The sequence below is a fragment of the Dokdonia sp. 4H-3-7-5 genome, from assembly GCF_000212355.1.
Taxonomy (GTDB): Bacteria; Bacteroidota; Bacteroidia; order Flavobacteriales; family Flavobacteriaceae; genus Dokdonia.
The window spans coordinates 379,760-406,013 of sequence record NC_015496.1 but is presented as its reverse complement, the minus strand read 5'-3'; the positions used below and the strand labels follow the sequence as shown (position 1 = coordinate 406,013).

16 protein-coding genes are annotated in these 26,254 nt (G+C 37.7%); 11 read left to right on the top strand and 5 right to left on the bottom strand.

The features are described from left to right. The first annotated feature begins 284 nt into the window (after positions 1 to 284). The 6 genes from KRODI_RS01690 to KRODI_RS01665 all read left to right on the top strand — a co-directional run bounded on the left by KRODI_RS01690 (position 285) and on the right by KRODI_RS01665 (position 7,097). Positions 285 to 1,823: a YifB family Mg chelatase-like AAA ATPase gene (locus KRODI_RS01690; protein ID WP_013749838.1), complete on the top strand. Its 1,539-nt coding sequence runs from the start codon at positions 285 to 287 to the stop codon at positions 1,821 to 1,823. A gap of 163 nt (positions 1,824 to 1,986) precedes the next feature. Then, complete coding sequence (locus KRODI_RS01685) at positions 1,987 to 3,522, top strand: PAS domain-containing sensor histidine kinase (RefSeq protein WP_013749837.1); 1,536 nt, start codon at positions 1,987 to 1,989, stop codon at positions 3,520 to 3,522. A 71-nt stretch (positions 3,523 to 3,593) separates the two neighbouring features. Further along, a complete protein-coding gene (locus tag KRODI_RS01680) occupies positions 3,594 to 4,817 on the top strand; it encodes an Nramp family divalent metal transporter (RefSeq protein WP_013749836.1) in 1,224 nt (407 codons plus the stop codon). Continuing rightward, positions 4,814 to 5,545: a 5-oxoprolinase subunit PxpA gene (gene pxpA / locus KRODI_RS01675; protein ID WP_013749835.1), complete on the top strand. Its 732-nt coding sequence runs from the start codon at positions 4,814 to 4,816 to the stop codon at positions 5,543 to 5,545. Before KRODI_RS01680 ends, pxpA begins: the two co-directional genes overlap by 4 nt. After that, positions 5,545 to 6,237: a 5-oxoprolinase subunit PxpB gene (gene pxpB / locus KRODI_RS01670; RefSeq protein ID WP_013749834.1), complete on the top strand. Its 693-nt coding sequence runs from the start codon at positions 5,545 to 5,547 to the stop codon at positions 6,235 to 6,237. The genes pxpA and pxpB overlap by 1 nt, the downstream gene beginning before the upstream one ends. Beyond that, the gene (locus KRODI_RS01665) at positions 6,234 to 7,097 is read left to right on the top strand and encodes a biotin-dependent carboxyltransferase family protein (RefSeq protein ID WP_013749833.1); all 864 of its coding nucleotides are present in this window, start codon (positions 6,234 to 6,236) and stop codon (positions 7,095 to 7,097) included. The genes pxpB and KRODI_RS01665 overlap by 4 nt, the downstream gene beginning before the upstream one ends. On the opposite strand, the gene KRODI_RS01660 is transcribed toward KRODI_RS01665, so the two are convergent. Then, positions 7,080 to 7,385 carry a hypothetical protein gene (locus tag KRODI_RS01660; RefSeq protein WP_013749832.1) on the bottom strand — a complete coding sequence of 102 codons (306 nt, stop codon included), beginning with the start codon at positions 7,383 to 7,385 and terminating at the stop codon, positions 7,080 to 7,082. The two genes, KRODI_RS01665 and KRODI_RS01660, sit on opposite strands and share 18 nt — an antisense overlap. A 104-nt stretch (positions 7,386 to 7,489) precedes the next feature. After that, positions 7,490 to 8,863 carry an aldehyde dehydrogenase gene (locus tag KRODI_RS01655; RefSeq protein WP_013749831.1) on the bottom strand — a complete coding sequence of 458 codons (1,374 nt, stop codon included), beginning with the start codon at positions 8,861 to 8,863 and terminating at the stop codon, positions 7,490 to 7,492. Between the two features lie 337 nt (positions 8,864 to 9,200). On the opposite strand from KRODI_RS01655, the gene ilvD reads away from it, so the two are divergent. The 5 genes from ilvD to ilvA all read left to right on the top strand — a co-directional run bounded on the left by ilvD (position 9,201) and on the right by ilvA (position 16,271). Next, positions 9,201 to 10,880: a dihydroxy-acid dehydratase gene (ilvD, locus tag KRODI_RS01650; RefSeq protein ID WP_013749830.1), complete on the top strand. Its 1,680-nt coding sequence runs from the start codon at positions 9,201 to 9,203 to the stop codon at positions 10,878 to 10,880. 128 nt (positions 10,881 to 11,008) lie between these two features. Further along, positions 11,009 to 12,733: a biosynthetic-type acetolactate synthase large subunit gene (gene ilvB, locus KRODI_RS01645; RefSeq protein ID WP_013749829.1), complete on the top strand. Its 1,725-nt coding sequence runs from the start codon at positions 11,009 to 11,011 to the stop codon at positions 12,731 to 12,733. Between the two features lie 75 nt (positions 12,734 to 12,808). Further along, positions 12,809 to 13,366 carry an acetolactate synthase small subunit gene (ilvN, locus tag KRODI_RS01640; protein ID WP_013749828.1) on the top strand — a complete coding sequence of 186 codons (558 nt, stop codon included), beginning with the start codon at positions 12,809 to 12,811 and terminating at the stop codon, positions 13,364 to 13,366. Positions 13,367 to 13,453: 87 nt separating this feature from the next. Continuing rightward, entirely contained in the window at positions 13,454 to 14,926 is a 1,473-nt protein-coding gene (gene ilvC / locus KRODI_RS01635) for a ketol-acid reductoisomerase (RefSeq protein WP_013749827.1), read from the top strand. A gap of 79 nt (positions 14,927 to 15,005) precedes the next feature. Next, entirely contained in the window at positions 15,006 to 16,271 is a 1,266-nt protein-coding gene (gene ilvA, locus KRODI_RS01630; RefSeq protein ID WP_013749826.1) for a threonine ammonia-lyase IlvA, read from the top strand. A gap of 99 nt (positions 16,272 to 16,370) precedes the next feature. Here ilvA and KRODI_RS01625 read toward each other — a convergent pair whose 3' ends face one another. From KRODI_RS01625 to KRODI_RS01615, 3 genes are all read right to left on the bottom strand, one after another. Continuing rightward, entirely contained in the window at positions 16,371 to 17,777 is a 1,407-nt protein-coding gene (locus KRODI_RS01625) for a glycosyltransferase (RefSeq protein WP_013749825.1), read from the bottom strand. Between the two features lie 200 nt (positions 17,778 to 17,977). Beyond that, complete coding sequence (locus tag KRODI_RS01620; protein ID WP_013749824.1) at positions 17,978 to 18,877, bottom strand: hypothetical protein; 900 nt, start codon at positions 18,875 to 18,877, stop codon at positions 17,978 to 17,980. A 174-nt stretch (positions 18,878 to 19,051) separates the two neighbouring features. Beyond that, complete coding sequence (locus KRODI_RS01615; protein ID WP_013749823.1) at positions 19,052 to 25,963, bottom strand: choice-of-anchor D domain-containing protein; 6,912 nt, start codon at positions 25,961 to 25,963, stop codon at positions 19,052 to 19,054. Positions 25,964 to 26,254 lie beyond the last annotated feature (291 nt).

Below are 26,254 nucleotides of genomic sequence, written 5' to 3'. Positions count from 1 at the left end.
TTTTATTCTAAAAAGGTAATTTTTAATGATTTAAAAAAGAAAAGCACCTCTGCGAGCGCAGAGATGCCTTTCACCCCTAAATAATGTCTATCGTATTGTTATATTCTTAATATGATTTATTGAGTATAGTTTTTTGATAATTGAATTAAGAATCCCTTTATGTACTGTAAAAATAGGGGGATTTTACAAGATGATGTAGGGGTGTTTGCCCCTAAAACAGCTTGTTGAAATTGTAGGGTTTGATTACCAGAGTATTACCTATATTTATGCAAACAATTGATTAGATGCTAACTAAAGTTTATGGAAGTGCTGTTTTTGGGGTAGATGCTACTACAATTACAATAGAGGTAAATGTAGATAAAGGAGTAGGTTACCACCTTGTAGGGCTACCAGATAACGCAATTAAGGAAAGCAGCTATCGTATTGCAGCAGCATTACAGAATAATGGCTACAAGATACCAGGGAAGAAACTTATTCTTAATATGTCACCCGCAGATTTACGTAAAGAAGGATCTGCATATGACTTACCTCTTGCTACAGGTATACTTATTGCCACCGAACAAATTAAGGGAGATGAGGTAGAGAAATATATCCTTATGGGAGAACTTTCTCTCGATGGAGGTTTACAACCTATAAAAGGAGCTTTGCCCATAGCCATAAAAGCAAGAGAAGAAGGATATAAAGGGTTTATTTTACCCGCTCAAAATGCAAAAGAGGCAGCTATAGTAGATGGACTTGATGTTTACGGAGTAGAAAATATAAGTGAAGTAATTGCCTTTTTTGATAAAGGGACACCTCTTGAACCTACGGTTATAGATACTAGAGCCGAGTTTTATAAAAATCTTGAGCATCCAGAGTTTGACTTTGCAGATGTAAAAGGACAAGAATCTATAAAGCGTTGTATGGAAATTGCTGCAGCAGGAGGGCATAATATCATACTCATAGGGCCACCAGGATCTGGTAAAACCATGATTAGTAAAAGATTACCTAGTATTTTACCTCCCATGTCATTGCGAGAAGCGCTGGAAACTACTAAGATTCATTCTGTAGTAGGGCGAGTTAAGGAGCATCAAGGTCTTATGTCTGAGCGCCCTTTTAGAAGTCCGCATCATACTATTAGTGATGTTGCACTCGTAGGTGGCGGAGCTTACCCTCAACCTGGTGAGATATCTTTATCTCACAATGGCGTACTATTTTTAGATGAATTACCAGAATTTAAGCGTTCGGTATTAGAAGTGATGAGACAGCCACTCGAAGATAGAGAAGTTACTATATCCAGAGCGCGATTTACGGTTACTTATCCTTCTAGTTTTATGCTCGTAGCGAGTATGAATCCTAGTCCGGGAGGCTATTTTAATGATCCTAATGCTCCGGTTACTAGTAGCCCTGCAGAGATGCAGCGCTATCTAAGTAAAATATCTGGACCTTTACTAGATCGAATTGATATACATATTGAGGTAACGCCTGTTCCTTTTGAAAAGCTTAGTGATGAGACGAAGGCAGAGTCAAGTGTTGACATACGTAAACGTGTAACTGCAGCGAGAGAATTACAGGTAGAACGCTTTCGCGAAAGCGTAAAAACCAATTATAACGCTCAGATGAATGTGAAGCAAATAAGAAAATATTGCGCACTTGACGATGCATCAAAAGAGTTATTAAAAACTGCGATGGAACGTTTAAATCTATCTGCTAGGGCTTATGATCGTATTTTGAAAGTATCAAGAACCATAGCAGATCTTGAAGGTGCCGCTATCGTAACAGGTACTCATATTTCTGAAGCAATACAATATAGAAGCTTAGATCGTGATGGATGGTTGGGTTAATATTTTCATAACTAGTTAATTCATAAACTATCTATATTTGCACTTTATCGATTAATATTGTATTTAATCGATGATTTTGGTATTTTTTTAATTTATGATAACGGTAAGAGTGTTGCTTTTTATTAAACAATATCTTTGTTTAACATGATAGCACCCCCTTACTATGATATCACAAAAAAAATCTCTAGACCAGACCGCTCACGAGGCAGTAAGCCTCAATAGTTTCAAGAAATTCTTAGATCAAGTAGAAGGTTTTTTCTTTAGAATTGAATTCGATAAGCGGTCTAAAAAATATTCATTTCCCTTTATTACAGAGAATGCAGAATCACTGTATGGTCTCACACTAGAATATCTTCAAGATAATGCGCATGTAGTTTCCGATTTAATATATATAGATGATAGAAAATTGGTTCTAGATGCTATTTATGAATCTATGAGAACCTTTAATCCTTGGATTCAGCAATTTAGATTTCTTTTGCCATCAGGGGCTCACGGATGGGTAAATATACATGCCACACCAGAAAAGCTTTCTGAGAATGTAGTAAGCTGGCATGGTTATGCCACAGATATTACTGAGATGAAAAATACTCAGTTAGAATTGCTTAGAGTTAAGGATCGATTTGAGTTTGCTCTCGAAGGATCAGAAATAGGAGTTTGGGATTGGGATATTAAAAATGATGAAGTTTATTACTCAGACAAGTCATTAGAATTTTTAGAGATTCCTAGAGATAGTATACTGCTAAGCGATAGTACATGGACAGATAAAGTACATCCAGATGATAAGCAAATGTATTTTGATGATATGAATGCATACTTTGAGGGACGTACTAAATACTATTCAGGGCAACATCGTATTTTTTCTTCAAGCGGGACATATAAGTGGATTCAAGATAAGGGCAAGGCTGTAGAGTGGGATGAAAAAGGAAAGCCATCGCGCATGATAGGAACTCATGTTGATATTACAGCGATGAAGGAGTTTGAAGAAGACATTCTTAGCAAGAATAAACTTATAGAAAGTCATAATGGACGCCTTAAAAACTTTGCTCTCATCGTATCACATAACCTAAGAACACATGCAGGAAATCTCAAAAGTATTCTACAGCTCATAGATGATGCCGAGAGTCCAGAGGAGAAGAAAGAGTTAGCTCCTTACCTCAATGATATCTCAGACGGTTTAAGTGGTACAATAAATAATCTTAATGATATAGCTTCTTCAAATAGAAGCTTATCTGATACTCCAAAGCTTATTCTCTTGAGAGAATATATAGATAAAACAATCAATACACTTCAAGCTCAAATAACTGAGAAAGATGTTGTTGTAATCTGTGATATTCCTAATGATATCCAGATTACTTATAATGCTGCATATCTAGAAAGTATTTTGTTTAATCTAATATCAAATGCGGTTAAGTATAGTGATAGTAATAGGCAGTCTATCGTAAAAATTAATGCGGAGATGATATCCATAAATGACTTGTTATTATCTGTAGAGGATAATGGATTAGGCCTTGATCTCAATGCAAATGGAGGTAAGCTATTTGGACTTTATAAAACATTTCACCGTAATGAAGACGCAAAAGGTTTAGGCTTATTTATGACCAAAAACCAAATAGAAGACATGGGTGATGAGATAAGTGTTTCTAGTGTAAAAGGCGAGGGTTCTATTTTTAGTGTACTCTTTAAAAATAAATTACCGTAGGTTATTATATCAAGTGTTCTCCGTACTTTGTGATTATCATATAGATCATTACAATATATTGATTGCAATCGATGAATAATAAATTCAAATTATCAGGTCCTGGTGTATTAGTAGCTGCCGCCTTTATAGGTCCGGGAACAGTCACTGTATGTACAATTACAGGAGTTGCCTATGGATTTACTTTATTATGGGCTATGGTATTATCCATTATAGCTACCATAGTGTTGCAAGAAATGGCAGCTCGCATAGGTCTTGTATCTGGTAAAGGATTAGCCGGCGTTATAAGAGATTCATTATCAAATAAAATTACACAAACTTTTGCCGTTATCTTAATGCTTAGCGCTATAGCGATAGGCAATGCAGCATATGAGGCAGGTAATATAAGTGGAGGCGTTCTAGGTATAGAAGCACTCGGTTTTTCGAGCTCATTAAGCGTGGGTACTTTGGATATTAATAGTTGGTCTTTAGTGCTAGGAATCCTCGCTAGCATCATCCTATTTGTTGGAAATTACAAAGTGCTAGAGCGCATACTGGTCACACTTGTTATTATCATGAGTATAGCTTTTGTAACAACGGCATTTGTAACAAAGCCAGATATACTAGCTGTTTTAAAAGGTAGTTTTATTCCATCTTTTCCAGATGGTAGCTTACTCACTATAGTTGCACTGGTAGGTACTACCGTAGTTCCTTATAATTTATTTTTACATGCCTCATTAGTTAGTGAGAAGTGGCGCAATGCGTCAGATTTACCAGCTGCACGTCGTGATACTATTGTTGCAGTAATTTTAGGAGGTTTGGTTAGTATGGCAATCATCATTTGTGCAGCAGCCATACAGGGAAGTGAGATAAAAAATGCAGCAGATCTTGCTCAAAGCCTAGAGCCTCTATTCGGAGATTATGCGAGGTATTTTATTGGGTTAGGATTAGGAGCAGCCGGCTTAACCTCTGCTATTACAGCACCTCTTGCAGCGGCGTATGTTGTGCAAGGTTGTTTAGGGTGGAAACGAGATCTTAAATCAGCTAAGTTTAGAGCAGTCTGGCTTACAATTCTTATACTAGGCATTGTTTTTTCATCTATAGGGTACAGCCCTGTAGAGATTATTCAGTTTGCACAAGTAGCAAATGGTGTCTTATTACCTATAATTGCTGGTTACTTAATCTGGATAGTAAATAAACGGGATGTACTAGGTAATTATGTAAACTCATCACTTCAAAATGGAATTTCAATCGTTATTTGGTTAGTTGTTTTTGTGCTAGGTGCGCGCACTATCTTAAAAGTATTTGGACTATTATGATGCATATAGATCTCAATAGCGATGTAGGTGAAGGTGTAGGGAACGAGGCTCAGTTAATACCGTATTTGAGCTCTTGTAACATCGCTTGCGGTGGTCATGCGGGAGATACAGCAACGATGTTGGAAGTTCTCGCTTTCGCGAAAATATCTAATGTGAAAATTGGTGCTCATCCCAGTTACCCGGATCGCAAGAATTTTGGTCGTGAGGCAATGACTATTTCTTATGAACTTTTAAAAGAGTCAATAACTTCTCAAATTAAACTTCTTATTAGTTTAGCAGCAAAAAGTGGACAACACGTACATCACGTAAAACCACATGGTGCGTTATATAACGAAGCTGCCAAAAATGAAGAAATAGCTCATCTCATTATAGATACCATACTTGAGATAGATGACCGTCTTGTGCTCTACGTACCTCATAATTCTGTAATCGCATCGCTAGCTGTTTCAAAACTAGCTATAAGCATAGAAGGTTTTGCAGATAGAAATTATAATGATGATTACTCACTAGTATCTCGTAGTTCACCAGCTGCGGTATTAACATCTCATAATGCAGTCTTACCTCACGTATTACGAATGGTAAAGAAGCGCCAACTAAAAACAATCAACAATCTTACACTTCCTTTTGACGTAGATACACTTTGCGTCCACGGCGATACAGAAAATGCATTACAGATTGTAAAAGAAATTCACCAGGCTTTTGCTCAAGAGCATATTTTAATAAAGTGATGTGCCAGTATAATTTTCATATTAGTAGGTTAGGAGACTATTCGTTATTAATTCAAATAGAAAGTCCTCCTTCTCAGGATCTTTTGAATTGGCTGCTCATTAAAAAAGCGACTCTATCAAAGCTTCTTAATGTTGAGCTAGTGCATACATATAATGAGCTTCTAGTAAAGAAATGTATATCTAAGGATACTAGCATAGACGCTTTAGTTCATCAAATCTCTACGGTGCTCAATATTCCGGTGTTAAACAGTGATTATAATAGTGTATTATATAAAATCCCTGTTTGTTATAGTAATAGGTTTGCTCCGGATTTAAAGGAGTATGCAAGCCAAGTGAAATGTACAATACCTGAAATTATAGAAATTCATACAAGTAGAGAGTATCCCATTTACTTCTTAGGGTTTTTACCCGGTTTTCCATATTTAGAAAATCTCGATGATAGATTACATCTTGACAGAAAATCCGTTCCCTCGCGCTCAATAGCAAAAGGAAGTGTTGCCATCGGAGGAACTCAAACTGGTATTTATCCTCAAGATAGTCCTGGTGGCTGGCATGTCATTGGCAGAACTCCTATTTTGTTATTTGACGCAACAAAAGCAACACCTGGTCTGTTCAAGGCAGGCGATATAATTAAATTTTATGCCATTAATGAGGCTGATTTTGAGAAGATAGCAATGTCTAATAATTTATGAAACCTTCTATTTCCATACTGCACCCGGGATTTTATACAACTGTCCAAGATAATGGTAGAGAAGGTTACGCGCATCTAGGAGTTCCACAAAGTGGTGCTATGGATAAACATGCTTTTATGATTGCAAATGCTATTCTCAATAATATACCTCATGCAGCAATGCTAGAGTGTACTTTGCTGGGGCCTACTATAGTATTCAATCATGATGTCAACTTTGTAATTACTGGTAGCAATGCAGGAGCTACGCTAGATGGGGCTCAGGTAATGGAAGGCGTTCCTGTTTTGGCGAAAGCCAAACAAGTATTAAAAATGTCTAAAATAAACGGAGGATCTAGAAGCTATCTCGCTTTTGCAGGAGGACTAGATTCTCAAACAATACTTGGTAGTAAAAGCTGGTATTACCCACTTACACCAGAAGGAAAGCTCACCGTAGGGATGGAGCTACCTTTAGGTATCTCGAAATATGGCAAATCAAAAGGTGCACATCTCAAGATGCAATCACAATCTGGGGTAATACATTCATCTGTAGTTACTATTAAAGTTTATCAGGGGCCTGAGTTTTCAAAGCTCACTTACAACCAGCAACAACAATTAAGTGATCATGTATTTACGGTTTCAAACTTATGGAATAGGATGGCAATACAACTTGTTGAGCCTTTACCAAACACGCTAAAAGGTATATATACAAGTCCCGTTATACCAGGAACAGTACAGCTTACACCCTCTGGTAAATTAATTTTTTTAATGAATGACTGTCAGACTACAGGAGGATATCCTAGAGTACTACAAGTAGTCGCTAGTGATCTTAATAAACTGGCGCAAATGCAACAGGGTAGTCAGTTTTTATTGAATGTTACTTGATTTTCTATGCTCCATGACAATATCACTTAGTAATTGCACAACGTCTCCTGTTCCTAACATTTCGTCAAGCTTTAAAGCATCTTTTTTGATAGCATCGTGCTTCATCATTGTTGTCCATAGGTTGTTGATATAATCTGCGTAGTCTTGATCCTCATTCCAGTGGGTAAGTTCTAGACGACGACTACGGGCGTAGATCTTTTGTAAATTCAGTTTGCAAAAAATTAGGGTTGATTGCATAATAATTGGTCTGGCTTCTTTTAAACGTTCTGTTTTTGTTGGTCTTCCCATAAGAATTTTATTGTGGGGGGAAAATTGAACATACGTAAAAGTACTAGGGAAGTGATTATTCTAGTAGGGGTAAATGCCCTTATTTTATTGTTATAGTTAAAGTACTACAACCAGTTCATAAACTTCTTGAGTACACCTATTTTCCCTTTGTATGGAGCATAACGCATTGGGACATCTATCCATGTACCGCGGCTTACAATTGCCTTTGCATGACTGAAGGTGTAAAAGGATTTCTTGCCATGATAGCTTCCTATTCCTGAGTGACCTACTCCGCCAAATGGTAATTTATCATTTACAAAATGAACAAGTGTATCATTCATCGCACCTCCACCAAAAGAAAAACTATTATTAAACCATTTTTTAAAAGAGCGCTTTTCAGAAAACACATAGGCGCTCAGTGGTTTTTCCATGGAATTTATAATTTTGGAAATGTCCTCTTTGGTTTCATAAGTGAGTACAGGGAGAATCGGGCCAAAAATTTCATCCTGCATTGCTTTGTCTTTTATAGTAACACTGTCAAGCACCGTAGGAGCAATGTAAAGTGAATCCTTATCAGTATTTCCACCTTTAAATATTGTGGCGTTTTCAAGCATGCTTGAAAGTCTATCAAAGTTTTTATCACTTATGATTCTTGCAAAATCTGGAGAGACTGCATGATCTGCACCATAAGCATTTGTGATTTCCACATCGAGTGCGGTGAGCAATTTATCTTTTACAGAAGTATGCACGAGGATATAGTCTGGAGCGATACAGGTCTGTCCCGCATTTACAAATTTACCCCACACAATTCGCTTTGCTGCTAGTTGTATTTTGGCAGATTCATCTACTATACAAGGACTTTTTCCTCCCAGCTCAAGAGTTACTGGCGTAAGATGTTCTGCAGCTGCTTTGTAAACTATTTTCCCCACGGGAACACTTCCTGTAAAGAAGATATAATCCCATCGTTGTGCCAGTAATTCTTGCGCAACCTCTTTAGCTCCTTGAATAACTGCTACGTGTCCTTTGTCAAAAACTTCGGCAATGATCTTAGCTAATAGTTCTGATGTTTTAGGAGTGAGTTCGCTAGGTTTTAACACAACCGTATTACCAGCAGCAATTGCACCTACTAGAGGTCCTACCGCAAGCTGGAAAGGATAATTCCATGGTGAGATTACTAGTGTAGTGCCGTAAGGTTCATACATGATTTTATCACTGGATGGAAAATTTAAAAGCGATGAAGAAACCTTTTTCGGCATCTGCCATTTCCAGATTTCTTTGATGGCCTTATTAAGTTCCATCATCACAATACTGATTTCTGTAGCCACACTTTCAAAAGCTGGTTTTTTAAAATCATCTGCTAGGGCATTAATGATTTCCTGCTCGTTGTTTTTTATGCTTTCGCGAAAGCGTACCAAACAATCTTTCCTAAAAGCAATACTCTTAGTTTGTCCGGTTGCAAAATAATTTCTTTGAGTCTCTAGTAGTTGAGGAATAGTCACGGCAGTGTGTTTTTACCAAAAATAGGGACTTATTAAGGGAGCCTCGCTGATTTTCTGAAAGATTTAATATAAAGTATTGCCTAAGGATGTTGTTATTAACTTAAAAGGTGAAGTTTTGAGCTCTTTTTAGTTTGTTAAGTATGAATTGTATAACGCTGTTTCTTTATTAAATAAGGCGGTATATTCTTGTAGAAGTATGTTTTTAATGTATTTAAGTAATTGTTATTCAGTAATTTAAGTGTAAATGTGTTAAGTTGGTTATCGGCAGCTTTATTATTATAAACTGTCTAGTTGATATTAGAATAATAATTTTAACCATTCCAAACACACTATACTTTTGAAGGAACTTAATAAATACAGCAAAGCGGTCACTCAAGACCCTACGCAGCCAGCAGCACAGGCTATGCTTCACGCAATAGGTCTCACAGATGATGATTTTAAAAAACCACTTGTAGGTATTGCTAGTACAGGTTACGAAGGTAATCCATGTAATATGCATTTAAATAAGCTCGCTGTCGATATTAAAAAGGGTGTACAGACATCTGATTTAGTAGGGCTGATTTACAATACAATAGGTGTAAGTGATGGTATATCGATGGGAACTCCTGGTATGCGATACTCTCTACCATCTCGTGATATCATAGCCGATTCCATGGAGACGGTGGTGCAAGCAATGTCTTATGATGCCTTAATAACGGTTGTAGGATGTGATAAAAATATGCCTGGAGCTTTAATGGCACAACTACGCTTAGATAGACCTTCCATACTTGTTTATGGAGGAACTATTGCACCTGGCTGTCATGAAGATAAGAAGCTAGATGTGGTATCTGCTTTTGAAGCATGGGGAGAGAAAGTTGCAGGAACCATAAGCGAGAAAGAATTTAAGACAGTAGTAAAAAAGGCATGTCCAGGAGCAGGAGCATGTGGTGGTATGTATACTGCAAATACAATGGCTTCTGCCATAGAAGCCTTAGGAATGAGCTTACCATATACAAGTTCAAACCCAGCAGTTTCTCCAAATAAAACAGCAGAGTGCGCTAGAGTAGGAGCTGCTCTGAGAAACTTGATTGAAAAAGATATTAAGCCCTCAGATATTGTGACGCGCAAGTCACTAGAAAATGCAGTAAAGCTCGTGACCGTTCTTGGCGGCTCTACAAATGCGGTATTGCACTTTCTTGCGATTGCAAAAGCTGCGCAAATCGATTTTAAACTTGAAGATTTTCAGAAGATAAGTGATACGACTCCATTTCTAGCAGATTTAAAGCCTTCTGGAAAATACTTAATGGAAGATCTTCACAACGTAGGTGGTGTTCCTGGAGTGTTAAAATATATGCTTGATCAAGGAATGCTACATGGAGACTGCATGACGGTAACAGGTAAAACCATTGCACAAAACCTAGCAAAGGTTGACCATCTAAAAGCACATCAAGATGTAATTCATACCGTAGAGAATCCTATAAAAGCTACAGGACACATCCGCATACTGTATGGAAATATTGCAAGTGAAGGTTCGGTTGCAAAGATTACGGGGAAGGAGGGGTTACATTTTCGCGGAAGCGCACGTGTATTTAATGGTGAGTATGAGGCAAACGCAGGTATAGGTGAAGGTAAGGTGAAGAAAGGAGATGTTGTAGTTATACGATATGAAGGGCCGCAAGGTGGTCCAGGAATGCCAGAAATGCTCAAGCCTACAGCAGCAATTATGGGTGCAGGACTTGGTAAAGACGTAGCACTTATTACAGATGGTCGATTTTCTGGAGGAACACATGGTTTTGTAGTAGGTCACATTACTCCCGAAGCACAAACTGGTGGTGGTATTGCGCTCATACAAGATGGAGACATGATTGTGATTGATGCAGAAAATAACACCATAAATATGGAGATAAGTGAGGAAGAACTGGCAAGCCGTAAGGCAAACTGGATTGCTCCACCACTTAAGGTACAAAGAGGATCGCTCTACAAATATGCAAGAATGGTTTCCTCTGCAAGTGAGGGCTGTGTTACCGATGAGTTTTAATGAAATAACCACGAATTACTTACGAGTTTTTCACTTTTTATTACACAAAGGACACTGAAAGAGTTTACAGCGTTAAGAAGATAATAAACAAGGGCACGTTTTAAAAAATGCCACATAAATACCTGTATATGGAGACAAAAACCATACATAATCCAGCAAAGACAACTACCACTATGAACGGTAGCGAGGCATTAATTCACTGTTTACTGGCAGAGGGAGCAGATTTAATTTATGGATATCCCGGAGGGGCGATCATGCCATTTTATGATCAGTTACATATACATCAAGATAAGATACATCACGTACTCACACGTCATGAGCAAGGAGCTACTCATGCTGCACAAGGATTTGCTAGAGCAACTGGAAAAGTAGGCGTTGCTATTGCGACTTCAGGACCAGGGGCCACAAACCTAATTACAGGTATTGCAGATGCTCAGATAGATAGTACGCCTATGGTTTGTATTACTGGGCAAGTAGGCTCACACCTATTAGGAAGTGATGCTTTTCAAGAAACCGATATTATAGGGATTTCTACACCCGTTACAAAGTGGAATCATCAAATTACGAGTGCTAAGGAAATCCCAGAAGTACTAGCAAAAGCTTTTTATATAGCACGTTCTGGGCGTCCAGGGCCTGTATTAATTGATATAACAAAGGATGCCCAGTTTGAAGAATTTGAATTTTCTTATGAAAAATGCGAACACATACGCAGTTATGTGCCAGTTCCAGAAGTAAAGGAAGAACAATTACAAGCAGCTGCCGAAGCTATTAATAATGCAAAACAACCCATGATCGTATGGGGGCAAGGCGTTATTCTTGGTGAGGCAGAAGAAGCTTTTAAAGCCTTTGTTGAAAAATCTGGAATCCCAGCTGCGTGGACAATCCTTGGGGTATCTGCAATTCCTACAGATCATCCGCTTAATGTGGGTATGGTGGGAATGCATGGCAATTATGGACCTAATGTACTTACTAACCAATGTGATGTATTAATAGCTATTGGGATGCGCTTTGATGATCGAGTGACGGGCAACCTTGAAAGCTATGCAAAGCAAGCTAAGGTGATCCATTTTGAAATAGATCCAGCAGAGGTTAATAAAAATGTAAAAGCAGACATACCAGTATTAGGTAATTCTAAAGATACGCTTGAACGAATATTGCCGCTGATAGAAAAGAAAGAACATACTGCGTGGCATCAAAGATTTAAAGACCATTACAACATAGAATTTGATAAAGTCATAAAGAACGACATTCATCCTACAAAGGATGGACTAACGATGGGTGAGGTAATTGAACTCATTAATACTAAAACAAATGGTGACGCCATTATAGTAACAGACGTAGGCCAGCACCAGATGGTAGGTATACGTTATGCAAACTTCAAAAAATCTAAGAGTAACATCACCTCTGGAGGTCTAGGGACGATGGGCTTTGCCCTTCCTGCAGCAATAGGAGCAAAAATGGGAGCACCAGATCGCGAAGTAGTAGCGATTATAGGTGATGGTGGTTACCAGATGACCATACAAGAGCTTGGTACTATTTTTCAAACCGGAGCTGCAGTAAAGATTGTAGTGCTCAATAATGAGTTTTTAGGAATGGTGCGCCAGTGGCAGCAACTGTTTTTTGACAAGCGTTATGCCAGCACAGAAATGAAGAACCCCAACTTCTGTAAGATAGCAGAGGCTTATGATATTGAAGCTCAGAAAGTCACAGACAGAAGCACACTAGAAGATGCTATTACTCGTATGATTGCTTCAAAAAATAGTTTCTTTCTAGAAGTAATGGTAGAAAAAGAGGACAATGTATTTCCTATGATTCCTACAGGAGCATCAGTATCAGATATACGCTTAGCATAAGAATATCATTGATTATATAGAACAACCTAAACGGTTTTGCTACAATAAAATAATTAGTACTTAAACTCAACATATATGAGTGAGCAAATAACAACATACACGGTAACAATATACAGCGAGAACAACATTGGGTTACTCAATCGCATCTCTGCTATATTTCAACGTCGTAAAATTAATATTGAAAGCCTCTCTGCCTCAGAAAGTGAGATAGATGATGTTTTTAAATTTACACTAGTGGTAAATATTACAGAACATCAAATGGAGAAAATCAAAGGTCAGATAGAACGTCAGGTTGAGGTCATTAAAGCTTTTTACCATAGTGATGAAGAGACCATTTTTACAGAAAGCGCACTTTTTAAAATCAAATCTGAGTTGCTTTTTGAAGAGCCTCAAATTCAGAATATTATAAAAGATAGCCATGCGCGCATAGTTACAGTAAATAGAGACTTCTTTGTGCTAGAAAAGTCAGGCCGCAGGTCTGAAATTGATTTGGTACACCGCGAGTTAAAACCTTTTGGTATCATGCAGTTTACTCGTTCGGGTAGAATTGCAGTTACTAAGACAGAGATGCCTATCTCTTCATTATTGCAACAAATAAGGAATGAGCAGGAGGCCGCTTTCGCGAAAACGTAACACCTCAAATACAGAGTCTAAAGAAACAATAACTAATCATTATAAAGACGTATTTCTAACCACCGTCTTTACCGAAAATTAATTAGAATGAACTACTTCAATACATTGCCACTTAGAGATCAACTGGCACAACTAGGGAAATGCCGCTTTATGGATGCTAGCGAATTTCAAGACGGAATAGCTGCTATAGAAGGGAAGAAAATTGTGATTGTAGGTTGTGGCGCGCAAGGTCTTAATCAAGGTCTTAATATGCGTGATAGCGGTTGTGATATTTCTTATGCACTTCGTGAGGGAGCGATTACAGATAAACGTCCATCCTTTGTAAATGCTAGTTCTAATGGGTTTACTGTAGGAACATATCAAGAGTTAATACCCAGCGCAGATTTGGTACTCAATTTAACACCAGATAAACAGCACACAGCTGTTGTAAAAGCTGTAATGCCATTAATGAAAAAGGGAGCTACGCTTGCTTATTCTCACGGTTTTAATATTGTAGAAGAAGGAATGGAAATACGTGAAGATCTCACGGTAATAATGGTGGCACCTAAGTGTCCTGGTTCTGAGGTGAGAGAAGAATATAAAAGAGGTTTTGGAGTACCTACCTTAATTGCAGTACACCCTAATAATGATCCAGAAGGGAAAGGGCTAGCGCAAGCAAAAGCCTATGCAGCAGCGACAGGAGGACATAGAGCAGGTGTTCTAGAGTCTTCTTTTGTAGCAGAAGTGAAGTCTGATCTTATGGGTGAGCAAACAATCCTTTGTGGAGTACTACAAACAGGTTCTATTTTATGTTTTGATAAAATGGTAGAAAAAGGAATTGACCCTGCATATGCTGGGAAATTAATTCAATACGGCTGGGAAACCATCACAGAAGCTTTAAAACACGGCGGAATCACAACCATGATTGATCGTCTTAATAATCCGTCTAAGATTAAAGCCTTTAATCTAGCCGAGGAATTAAAAGAAATTATGCGTCCATTATTTGAAAAGCACATGGATGATATTATCTCTGGTCACTTCTCAAAAACCATGATGGAAGACTGGGCTGCAGATGATAAGAATCTTCACAAATGGAGAGCTGCCACTGGAGAAACTGCTTTTGAAAAACAGACAATCACTACCGCAGAGATTTCGGAGCAAGAATATTTTGATCACGGAGTACTCATGGTAGCCATGGTGAAAGCAGGAGTAGAGCTCGCGTTTGAAACCATGACCGCTGCGGGAATTATAGAAGAAAGTGCTTATTATGAGTCGTTACATGAAACGCCTCTTATTGCAAATACTATTGCTAGAAAGAAGCTTTTTGAGATGAATCGTATTATATCTGACACAGCAGAGTATGGTTGCTATCTTTTTGATCATGCTTGTAAACCGTTATTAACTGACTTTATGAAGAGGGTAGATACAAATATTATAGGTTCTGCTTTCGCAAAAGAAAATGATGTAGATAATCAAGAACTTATTGCTGTAAACGATGCCATACGCAATCATCCTGTTGAGGAAATAGGAGCAACATTACGAAGAGCTATGGTCGCAATGAAGAAAGTGAAAACGGCTTAAAGAATAGGTGCTTCATTAATTTGTGGAGGATTTAGATATCAGTAAGGTTGAGATTAATGAGAATGGATAATATGTATAAATGACAGTAGCAACAACAATATTTATTCCCACGCTAAAGTCTATTACAGATGCAGCAAATAGGGTAAAGAAGGTTGCCATAAAAACACCATTTATGCGCAGCTTTACATACTCAACCAAGTTCGATGCAGAGGTTTTTTTAAAGCGTGAAGACCTACAGCAAGTTCGCAGTTATAAAATAAGAGGCGCTTACAATAAGATAAGTACGCTTACAGATGAACAAAAAGGAGTAGGCATCGTATGCGCCAGTGCAGGTAATCATGCCCAGGGCGTAGCTTTGTCGTGCTCTCGTTTAAGTATTCATGGCACCATCTTTATGCCTTCTACAACACCTAATCAAAAGGTGGAGCAAGTAGAAATGTTTGGTGGAGATTGGATTACTGTCGTGTTAGAAGGTGATACTTTTGATGATGCTTTTGCGCGAGCGAGTGATATTTGTACCACAGAAGGAAAAACATTTGTACATCCCTTTGATGACGAAAAAATAATAGAGGGCCAGGCGACTGTAGGCTTAGAGATATTAACACAGTCTGAGCAGCCGTTAGATTATGTTTTTGTTCCAGTAGGTGGCGGAGGGTTGATAGCTGGATTGTCTAGCGTTTTTCATCACCTGTCACCTAAAACAAAGATTATAGGAGTAGAACCAGCAGGAGCTCCTGCGATGCTCACTTCGCTCTCAAAAAAGGAAAATACTACGCTAGAAGAGATTGATAAATTTGTCGATGGTGCGGCAGTGCAACGAGTAGGCGATCGCAACTTTGCAATTGCTCAGCAATTTGTGGATAGGGTAGTTACGGTTACTGAAGGTAAGATATGCCAGACTATTCTCGATTTATATAACAGAGATGCTATTGTAGCAGAACCTGCAGGTGCAATGACGCTTGCCGTATTAGATAAATTTGCTAAAGAAATTAAAGGTAAAAATATCGCTTGCATCGTAAGCGGAAGCAATAACGATATCACCCGTACTGCAGAAATCAAGGAGCGTGCGTTACTACATCAAGGCTTAAAACATTATTTTATTGTGAAGTTTCCGCAGCGAGCGGGAGCATTAAAAGAATTTGTGGCTGAGGTGCTCGGCCCCACAGACGATATCACTTATTTTGAATATTCTAAAAAGACGAGTAGGGAACAGGGACCAGCAATCGTAGGTCTAGAAATAAAATCTTCAAAAGATTTACAGCCGCTTCTCGATCGAATGCATGCACGTAAATTCTATGGTGAATATCTTAATGATAAACCAGAGCTGTTTCAACTGCTTGTTTAAGTGTAATCATATTTTCGCGAAAGCGTAGCAAACTAAGTAAAAACAAAAAGGCTCAAATTCATCATGTGAATTTGAGCCTTTCTTATTTATTATAGTCAATTATACTGCTTGTGGTAAACTACGCGTTAACCAGCCACTTTTACCAGCAGTTGCGATGGCGTAAGGAGTGATCCAGAATAAGCCAAAGGTGTAAAATAAACTGTATGAATATGCATAAAAAGACTCTGCGATATTATATTTTTTACCGTAAAATAGTGCAGGGAATGTAGATAGTACAAGGATACTCACTAGTGTTGACGTTAAGAATAGCACTGGATGAGTCGCTATAAAAAATAACATAAAAGCTAGGAAGGGATATGTCATGATAATCTGCAATGACTGACTCAGAAAAAGTAATCTCGTGCCCGTTTTTGAGCCTTCTCTAAAGTCTGTAAACACATATTTTGCCATTGCGATGTTCTCACGTACGTTACTTCTTCCCCATCTAATGAACATTTTATAAAGTCCTTTATAGTTTTCTGGTACGTTAGTGTAAGCATATGCATTTTTCTGGAAAAGTACATGTTTACCTTGGCTAAGAATCATATTTGTCATCGCGCGATCTTCACCTATATCTGATGGTTTCCCCATGAACGTTTGATCAATCCATTCTTCTAGACAAGCAAAAACAGCATCTCTTCTATAAGCAGCAAGCGCTCCAGGAGTACATAATACAGAATTGAGGTTACTCTCTGCAGATCGTACAAACTCAAAACTAAGTACAAAACTCACGTCAAGCATTTTTGGTAATAATGCCTTCTCATTGTTCAATACTCTTATGTTACCTGCTACAGCACCACAATCTTCATTATCAATAAATGGACTAACTAAATTTCTAAGCGTGTCTGGAGTCACCATAGAATCACTGTCTACAGTGATGAAAACCTCTCCAGTTCCTTCGTGAAAACCACGGTATAATGCATGACGTTTACCCATGTTTTTAGGTTGCTGGCATATAGAAACACGATTACCTAGTTCTTTTTTGGCGACTTGCATCCAATGCCATGTATCATCTTGACTACCATCATCTATTGATAACAGTTGTATTTTTTCTACAGGGTAATCACTGGCAGCAAGACTTTGGAGTGTTGCATATACTTGCTTTCCTTCATTATAGGCAGGTACAATTACAGTTACAGTAGGTAACTCTTCATCTGTAACAGATGCTACGGGTTTGTATCGGAAATAGTTATAAAGTGTATATAAGAAGAAGGCACTTTTATAGGCAAGAAATACGGATGCAACCGTCATAAATGCATAGCCAAAGATAGTACTCTTACGTTCAAAATCTAGTTGTGAAAAGTCATAACGCAACATATATGCTATATAAGCAGATATGACTAGGAGCAAGAATGTTGTAATGAGTACAGTAGTTCCCCAAGGATTTTTAGATATTTTATTTACAACTGAGTTTTTCTCGGTAGTAGTTGATGCTAATTCTTCTGGAAGGTTGTTTTTAATGTCCATATGTTTTAAATCAAAGTTCTATATCAAGGTGAGGTAGTTTTACGTAGAGATAAATCTTTTGGATTTCAACAGATGTCGCTTTTAACAATAAGTTAGATTTCTTAACAGCTATTAAGGAGCTTTATGTTAAATAAAAAAAGCCAACACGCGGTAGCGAGCTGGCTTTAACTTTTATTTCGCTTTCACGAAAGTGTGTTTATTTATTCAATAATAATTGCACCTTCAGGAATGTCAAAGTAGCTTTTTTCTATCTCTGGATTAAAACGGATGTTGTCTATTGTGATAGTAGTTATATGTTCTCCGGCTTCTTCGTCTTCTGTTAACCAGTGTGTGTGGAAACCTGTAGGCAATTCTATACCATTTACTATAGTTGTTCCTTGAACTTCCATGAGTTTTTCTGGAGCAGCGCCGCCGTTAGGAAAATATTTAGGGTATGACACGATGTAACGTACAACAGCTACCTTATGATCTTCTTTACCTACATAAATAATATAATAATCATCTGGGGCGTCGCCAGTACCTTTACTAAAGGTAATTTTAACGACGTCGTAGTTATTATTCTTCCATGTTTTGTCTTCTAGTTTCTCAAGGTTGACACCTTCACCATCTAAAATAAAAGGTGAGCCAGCAAGGTAATAAGGTGTCAGTGCCCAAAAGCGCATATCAAAAGGAAATGCTGTTGAGTCTGATACTTGTTTCCAAGCCTTTTCTCCATCCCATCCAAAACGTTGCGTTGTATCTTCGGGTTTCCAGTGTACCGCTTTATTATTCCACGTGTCTAGTGTCTCATCTGTATAGCGACGAGTACTTCCATCTAATGGAACATAATCAAAACGAAAAGAAAGTGGTCCGTTTTCAAAAAAACGTTGCAGTCCGCCATGAGCCTCCATAGATTGCCATACAATTTTTCCGGCCTCAGTATTATTTAGTCTCTTTTTTGCTTTAGTCACACGTTCGGTAATCCATGAGGTTTCAACTTTTGCAAGATTTTCATTTACAGTAGCTACTTCTAATGTAGGAGTAGTGGTTGTGTTTTCTTGTTTACAAGATGTGATTGTAAGCAGTGCACTGGCTGCTATGGTAAGTAATGTATATTTCATAATGTGGTTAGATTATTAGATAAATGTTGTCTTGCAAAGCTTACTAAACTTACATGTAAGTATGTTATGGTTTTCTTAAAATTTTGATGTAGTAGTACGCTTTCGCGAAAGCGTATAAAAAACAAAAACCTCCTGAAAGAGGAGGTTTTGTCAACGTTGCGATTTGGGGCAATGTTAGTGAATAATTAATTTTTGAGTGTATGTAGTTTGTAATTTCTGCACTTTAATAATGTAAGCACCCGTACTTATATCTTGCACTGGCAACTCTATTCTTGAGGTTTCGCTATCTGGTGTCCACTCTTTTATAAGTTGACCTAACATAGTGAAAAGCTGTATTGACTTAAGGTCATAATCTACTCTTTTGTTAATTACAATATCATGAGACTGGCTATTGAAGTAGATACTCAAGTTATCTGATTCCTCAGTTTCATCAATAATGTCCGTATCAACCACTTCGATATCTTGATTATTTTCTTCTTGTTCATCAGTTTGTTGTGTAGTATCATCAGTATCTTCTTCAGCTGCTGCCGTTTGTTCAAACACGATATAAAATCGGTCTAAGTAAGTTCCAGCCTCTAGCGTTAAAGTGAATTTATCATCAGTCGTGATGTCTGTGTAGGTATCTTGAAGGGCGTCAAACACATAAACAGTTGTATTTTCTGTATTTACATTTTCAAGTGCATCTACACCGATAGAAATTTCACCATCCATAGGTAAACCAATACGTAAAGGGAATTTTCGGTCATTCTCAATAGCAGGAACTCCTAAAATTATGGCTTTATTATCATCTAGCATCCACATCATATCTTCTTGTGGGTGGTTATCAATAACGGCATCATAAGCTCTGTCATATCCAAAAGTCGTATTCTCATCGATAGTCATTAAAAGCTGTCTGTGATAAGCGCTAGGAGAATCAAAACCTATTCTAAATTTTTCTCTTAGGTCCTCATGTTGTACAATATCATCCTCTGCGTTAAGGGCATTTTCTGATTGTGTTGTTTCACCATTAAAGAAAAATGAACCAGAAGATGCTTCTTTTGCAAAGACACGCTGTGTATTGTTAAAATTAGTTGTTCCAGTAGTTGCTGCTCTTACAAAGAACCCTTGACCTACTGCAATAAATTGAGTAGGAGTTTTAGTACCTACACCGCTCGTGTTTTGAGCAGGGTGACTTACTGCAGGAGTACCTCCACTTAAAGTATAGAGTGCATATCCAGCTTCATAATCTGCTAAGAAATGATTACCTCCACCCCAGTGTTCCCAGAATGACAAAGTACCCGTTAGGTGTGGATTATCATTAATAAATTTATTTGCATCAAGGGCAGAAGGAAAAGGATTACCCATCATAAAGTCATTGCCTGCATTTATTAATTTGTCAATAGATGCTGCATCTGTGCCATTATTAGGTCTTCCTATAAAAACATAATTTTGTGGATCTGTGATGCCACCACTACCGGGACCTTTCATTGTAAAGCCATCACCTATATCTAAAGATCCGTAAGGACCTATTTGCTCATAAGCACTATAGGTGTCTGCAGGGTCATTTCTGTAGGTAAATAGCCAATAAGCACTCACCGTCTTAGGTATGGTGTTCGCTCCATTAAATCCAGTACTGAAATTTAATGATTGCGGATTGTTTTCATCAGTCCCATCGTTCATAATAGATGCTATAGTAAATGTGCCATCAGGATTTGTTTTTTCTACGGGGGATGACCAGATATTATATGAAAAGGTATCTGACGTACCTTGCTGATCTCTTTCAAGTCTTCCAATACTAGCAGCTGCCAGATCACTATTTTCTGTCTGTATTAATTGTGATTCTCCAACAAGATCCATAACACCGTCTAATTTTAAATAGTGAGATACTTCCATCTTACTATCATTTCCTACGGTTAACTCGGCAGTACTTACATCAAGTGCTAGAACCGTGTTATTTGATGCTGTAGAAATGTTATGTGCTGTTTGAACAATATTCCAATCAATGGTTTGCGTTGCATCAACTAATGATGGCGCTCCTGGTAGAGCTTGTGTAGCTCCGTTAGTCCATGTGTTAGTATTTGCCCAAACTCCATCTGCAGTTGAAACATAAGGTAGGGGAGCCGTTTGGAAATCTACAGTTTGCAGATTTTTTATGGCTGCTACATAATTATTGTCAGACTCGTCTTTTACGTTTGTAAAAGTGTATTTATTCATAGGTAAATACATTTCAAGATCTGCCCAAGGGATGCTAGCTACTTCATTTTTAGAAATATTTTGAGGTATGATTTTACCATTTACAGAGTCATCGGTAAATTTTTCAATTTCCTGATTCATGATGAACTGTAGTTGCTCTTGTGATAACGCTTGATTCCATACTCTTACCTCATCTATAGTTCCATCAAAGAATCTTGTAGGGTTTTGATAGTTTGCAGCAGCAACCATAAAATGTTGGCTTGAGCTTACAGGGCTATTTCGTACACCTGAATTATCTTCTATACCATCAATATAGAATGTAGCTCTATTTCCGTCATATATTACAGCAATATGGTGCCATTCATCTTGAGGTAGCGCAATAGAAGCACTTAGAGCTTCAGTAGTTCCCGCTGCATTCCTCCATACGATGCGAGGTCTTGAGGCATTATTAAGTATAAGTGCGTAACCTTCAGTAAAAGATCCAAAATTTCTTTTAGAAATAATATCAGTTCCATTTGCATTTGCACCAGGTTTTATCCAAGTTGATATAGTAAATGGTCCCGTGAGGTCTGCAACATCATCTGCATCCATATAATCTCTTGTACCATCAAATGTAATTGATCGCTCATAGATATATTCTGGTGCATATCCGAATGTGATGTATTTAGTACCATCAAAATCGTAAATGGTTTCAATATTTGTTCCGTTTGAAGTCATTACTCGATACTCTGAGGTTGGACTAAATGAAGGCGTGTCTGATATAAACATTAAGAAATTTCCAGGCGGTGTTATTGTGGCAGAAAGTGAGGCTTCAGGAACCGAGATTTTTACGTCTCCAACAGCTCCAGTTTCGACTACTTTCCATGTGCGTAAAATAGAAGAAAAATCTACTAATGTATTTAAACCAGCTATACCATCACTCAAATCAACTTGAATAGGAGCAGAGGCAGCAAAAGAACCGTTGTTATTTCCCCATACAAGAAAGTTTTTATCATTTATAACGTTGGTATTTGCACTGATATTTTCCGAATTAGTGTTGTATATATCTGAAAGTCCCATAGTGACAATTGCTCCTGGATTACTTGAAGTAGATTGTTTTTGGTTTAAAGTAGCAGCATCATCTCTACCTATCCCAGCTATATCATATGTGAAACCATTGTTTATGGTGGTATCCCATATAGTAGTACCATCACTATCAATATAATTTTCATCACCTTGTCTTGTAGTTGTAGTACTATTGGTACGATGAAGTGTTACTCCATTTTTTAAAGCAAGATATGATTGTATTTTTTTCTGATTAAGTAATGAGTTAGGTAAGCTGTAGCTTATGAATTCCGTTATCTTCCCATTAAACCAAGACGATATGTCTGTTCTATTTAAGCCGGCAAAACTTACTCCTAAGGCATAAATTGAGTTGTTAATGTCATCATATGGTAACACATTACCAACTGTATTTGTGTTCTGATTGTATGCAAACGCATCTACGTTATCTACTCTTATACCATTCTTGTAAATTTCTGAACCATTCCCACTAGCGTTTCTCTTAATATTTATAATAATTACTTCATCAGTATAACTGTCTGAATTAGACGAATAAGCACGTCCATATGTATTTGGAGTAGTTGAATTAGCACTAGCTGGAGTAGAACCAATCATGTGGCTTAACATATTATCATTACCAGAGAAGCGTATAGATATTTTACCAGTCCAAAATCCAGTTCCATCTTCAGAAAACTGTCTGTTTGAAGCTCTACCAGCAACAACGCCTTCAAAGGCGTTTGGTGTAGTGCCATCTATTGTGCCGTTTTGTTTTAATACTACCCAATAATCTTGAGAATAGAATCCTCCCTTACCTTTAAGCTGAGTTTTATCTGCCTCATTGAAACTAAGTACAGGATTATGGTTTATATTTTCAGCGCTATTGTTAAAATAAGTAGGTGCGTCAAAACTACTTACGGTAGCATCATTATCTTGAGCTTGATCTGACCACACATTTACTTGATTTCCATCTGTAGCAGTTATTCCAGAATTACTTTTTAACCAAAGTTTTAAGTTTGAAGCTACATCTGCTGGACCCGAAGCTGGATTTCCAAAAGGAATCTGTGGGTTTCCAACAATTATAAAATTATCAAAATTTGCACCATCATCCCTTGTAGCGTCATTATCATCTGAGAATCTCACTCTAAAGCGAGCTTGAGGATTATTAACTAGAGATGCTGGCAAGTCTAGGTATGATGTCATAAACTGTGATTTAGCAGCATTAAAATTACTATCATTAATACCACTCCATCCATTTACGTTAGTTCCTAGACCTAAAACATTAGCATCGTTGTACCACTTATTATCAGCTCCTAGACCTGAAGTTCCTAATACTGTCCAATTAGTTCCACCATTTGATGAATATTCTATATTCATTCCATCTTCTAGATCATTATCGAGATTAAATCTCACATCAATATATAATCTTAAGTCCGTAAAACCAGTAAGATCTATAACAGGGCTTATAGCATAAGTGTCACTTCCTGGTGCGAAGTCGTTATAGTTATTGGTATAAAAGTAATTTCCATCTGTTCCAGGTTCGGTGGTGTTTGCTCCATACGTCCATACGGATGCTCCTCCAAGGTTTGAAACAGTCCAACCTTCTGCGCTAACATCAAAATTATTATAATGGATAGTGTATCGGGGAGATATATCAATTGTGGATGAACCCTCAATATCGAAAGTATAGTCACCTTCATTTATATCGTTAGATGTAACTCTCACAGTCGCATTATGAGTTCCAACAGCATTTGGTGTATACGTTACTTGAAAAACGCTCGATTCTCCAGCAGCTATTGTAGTCGACGGCATTGATGAAATTGCAAAATTACCTCCACCTCCTTGAATTTGAACTTGTGTGCCATTCAGTACTAAATCTGCTGTTCCTGTGTTTGTGATTGTAAAGTCATTTGCATCAGAGGATCCTAAGAACACGTTACTGAAATCTGTGTCGTCTGCAGTATTTGGAGTAGTATCACCGTCTACAATTTCTACAGCATTTCCAAAAATATCTATCTCTGGAGCAACCACCAGCGTGCATTGTCCTTCAATAACAAATGTATAAGGATTTTCGTCACTGTCATTATTATTGATAGTAACTGTAGCAGAGTGATTTCCAACTAAGATAGGATTGTAGGTAACCTCAAAAGAAGTAGAGCCTCCACCTGGGATAATAGTACTAGAAGGTATTGCGGTTACTGTAAAGTAAGGACTTCCAGTTATAATAGCATATGGAGAAGCACCTGTAAGGTTAAGGTTTGCGCTTCCAGAATTTGCAATGGTATAAGTTCGGCTTATACTACCGTTTATTAGGCTGGCTCCAAAATTAGTGCCATTACTAACTAGTGTTGTGGTATCGCCATCATTTATAATATTACCCAGACCATTTAATGATATTTCTGGCTGTGGACCTGTAGCTGTTCCTGTAATACTAAAGTTGTATGGATTTTCATTACTATCATTGTTAGCAACGCTGAATGTAGCATTATGAACACCTCCTACTGTAGGGTTATATGTAATAGTAAACGTTGCCGAACTACCCGCAGCAATAGTTGCAGGTGGAGGCGATGTGATAGTATAACTTGAAGCGCTAGTGCCACCTAATACACTTCCTGATAGGTTGAGAGTTGCAGTACCAGTATTTCTTATGGTGAATGTGCGATTGAGTATCGATCCAGCGGTGATGGTTCCAAAGTTAGTTCCATCCCCAGCATTTGGAGTTGTACTTCCGTCAATGATTTCTATTCCTGATCCGAAAATTGCAATTTCTGGTTGGGGTACTGATGATGTAACATTTATTTGATAATCTTCCGTTTCTCCATAGTATGAATTATTAGCTAAACATGGTGAGGGATTACCTGCAGTTCCATTCCATTTACTTTGAACACGCATCACAGTTGGCCCTAGGTTAGCTCCGGCAGGTACGGTTATATTTAAAGGAGAATTTGAGGTTGCACCATTTGCAACGTTTGATGCTGTTCCAGTATTATATTCTTCTCCGGCGTCATTGAAATCTCCATCTTGGTTCCAGTCTATCCAAGCTCTAGTGTTGAAAGTGAAATTTCCATTTGTGTTTACTTGTACAGTTAATGGATAAGAAGAATTTTGTTCTAAATCTGTAGAGATGGTAGTGAAATCCGAATATCCATTGTTTTGTATTGGCGTATTGTTATCGATAGTGTTAATAGCGACTCTTCGTATTGTAGATGGATTGCTAATTGCTTGAGGAGTGCAATATTCCCCAATTAATCGTCCTCTTATGATTACGTCATCTATGGCTGCTCCGTCGTTATTTATTAAAAGATCACTTGTGTTATCACTACCAAAAACAACACGTAATTGCACATTAGATGCGTTATTAAAATTGGTATTGAAGGTGGTCAAGTCCAATGTAGGTGCAGCAGTAAATGCATTACCACTAAATGGAGTATTATCACCTGACCATCCATCAGTATTATCTGCTATTCCATTTACGTCTGTGTCATTATAATATCCATTGGCTTCGGTTCCCAGTACAGACCAAGTACCTCCATCAATACGATATTGCATTTGAATCCCATCTCGAAAGGGTTCTGTTTTGTAAAAATGACGTAGATCAAGAGTAAGATTCCAATATCCTGTTAAATCAATTATAGGACTTTCAAGAGCAAATAATGCATTGTTTGCATAATTCGGAAATTGATTATTTAAAACAAAGTCTACTGCATCAAATGAACCATTGGTGTTTATGCTCTGAGTCCACGCATTATCACCAGTCGTATTTGAGAAGTCTGCGTTGAATAAAACGGTTTGCGCACTAATGGATGACACAGATTGTGTAATAACCAAAATTACGGAGGCGAGAAGTAGTACTCTACCAATTGAGGGCTTTTTCATTTAATAAGATTTGTCGCTACAAAACTGTTGGGGTGAGTATTGTAGTGAGTTGGGACGGCTAAATTATAAAAAAACTTGGTTTTACAATGGTAAAACAGTAAAAATTGCGTAATTCAACTGCTATTTGTGTATTTCATCGATGTTTTTAGTTGGTGAATGGATGAATTACAAGTAATCTTTTGTAATGATGTGTATTTCATCGGTGATTTTAATCATTTCATTCAAGAGTTTTTGATTAGCCGTTAGTTAGTTAGTTAGTTAGTTTTGGATAGTACAAAAGAGCCAAAATGA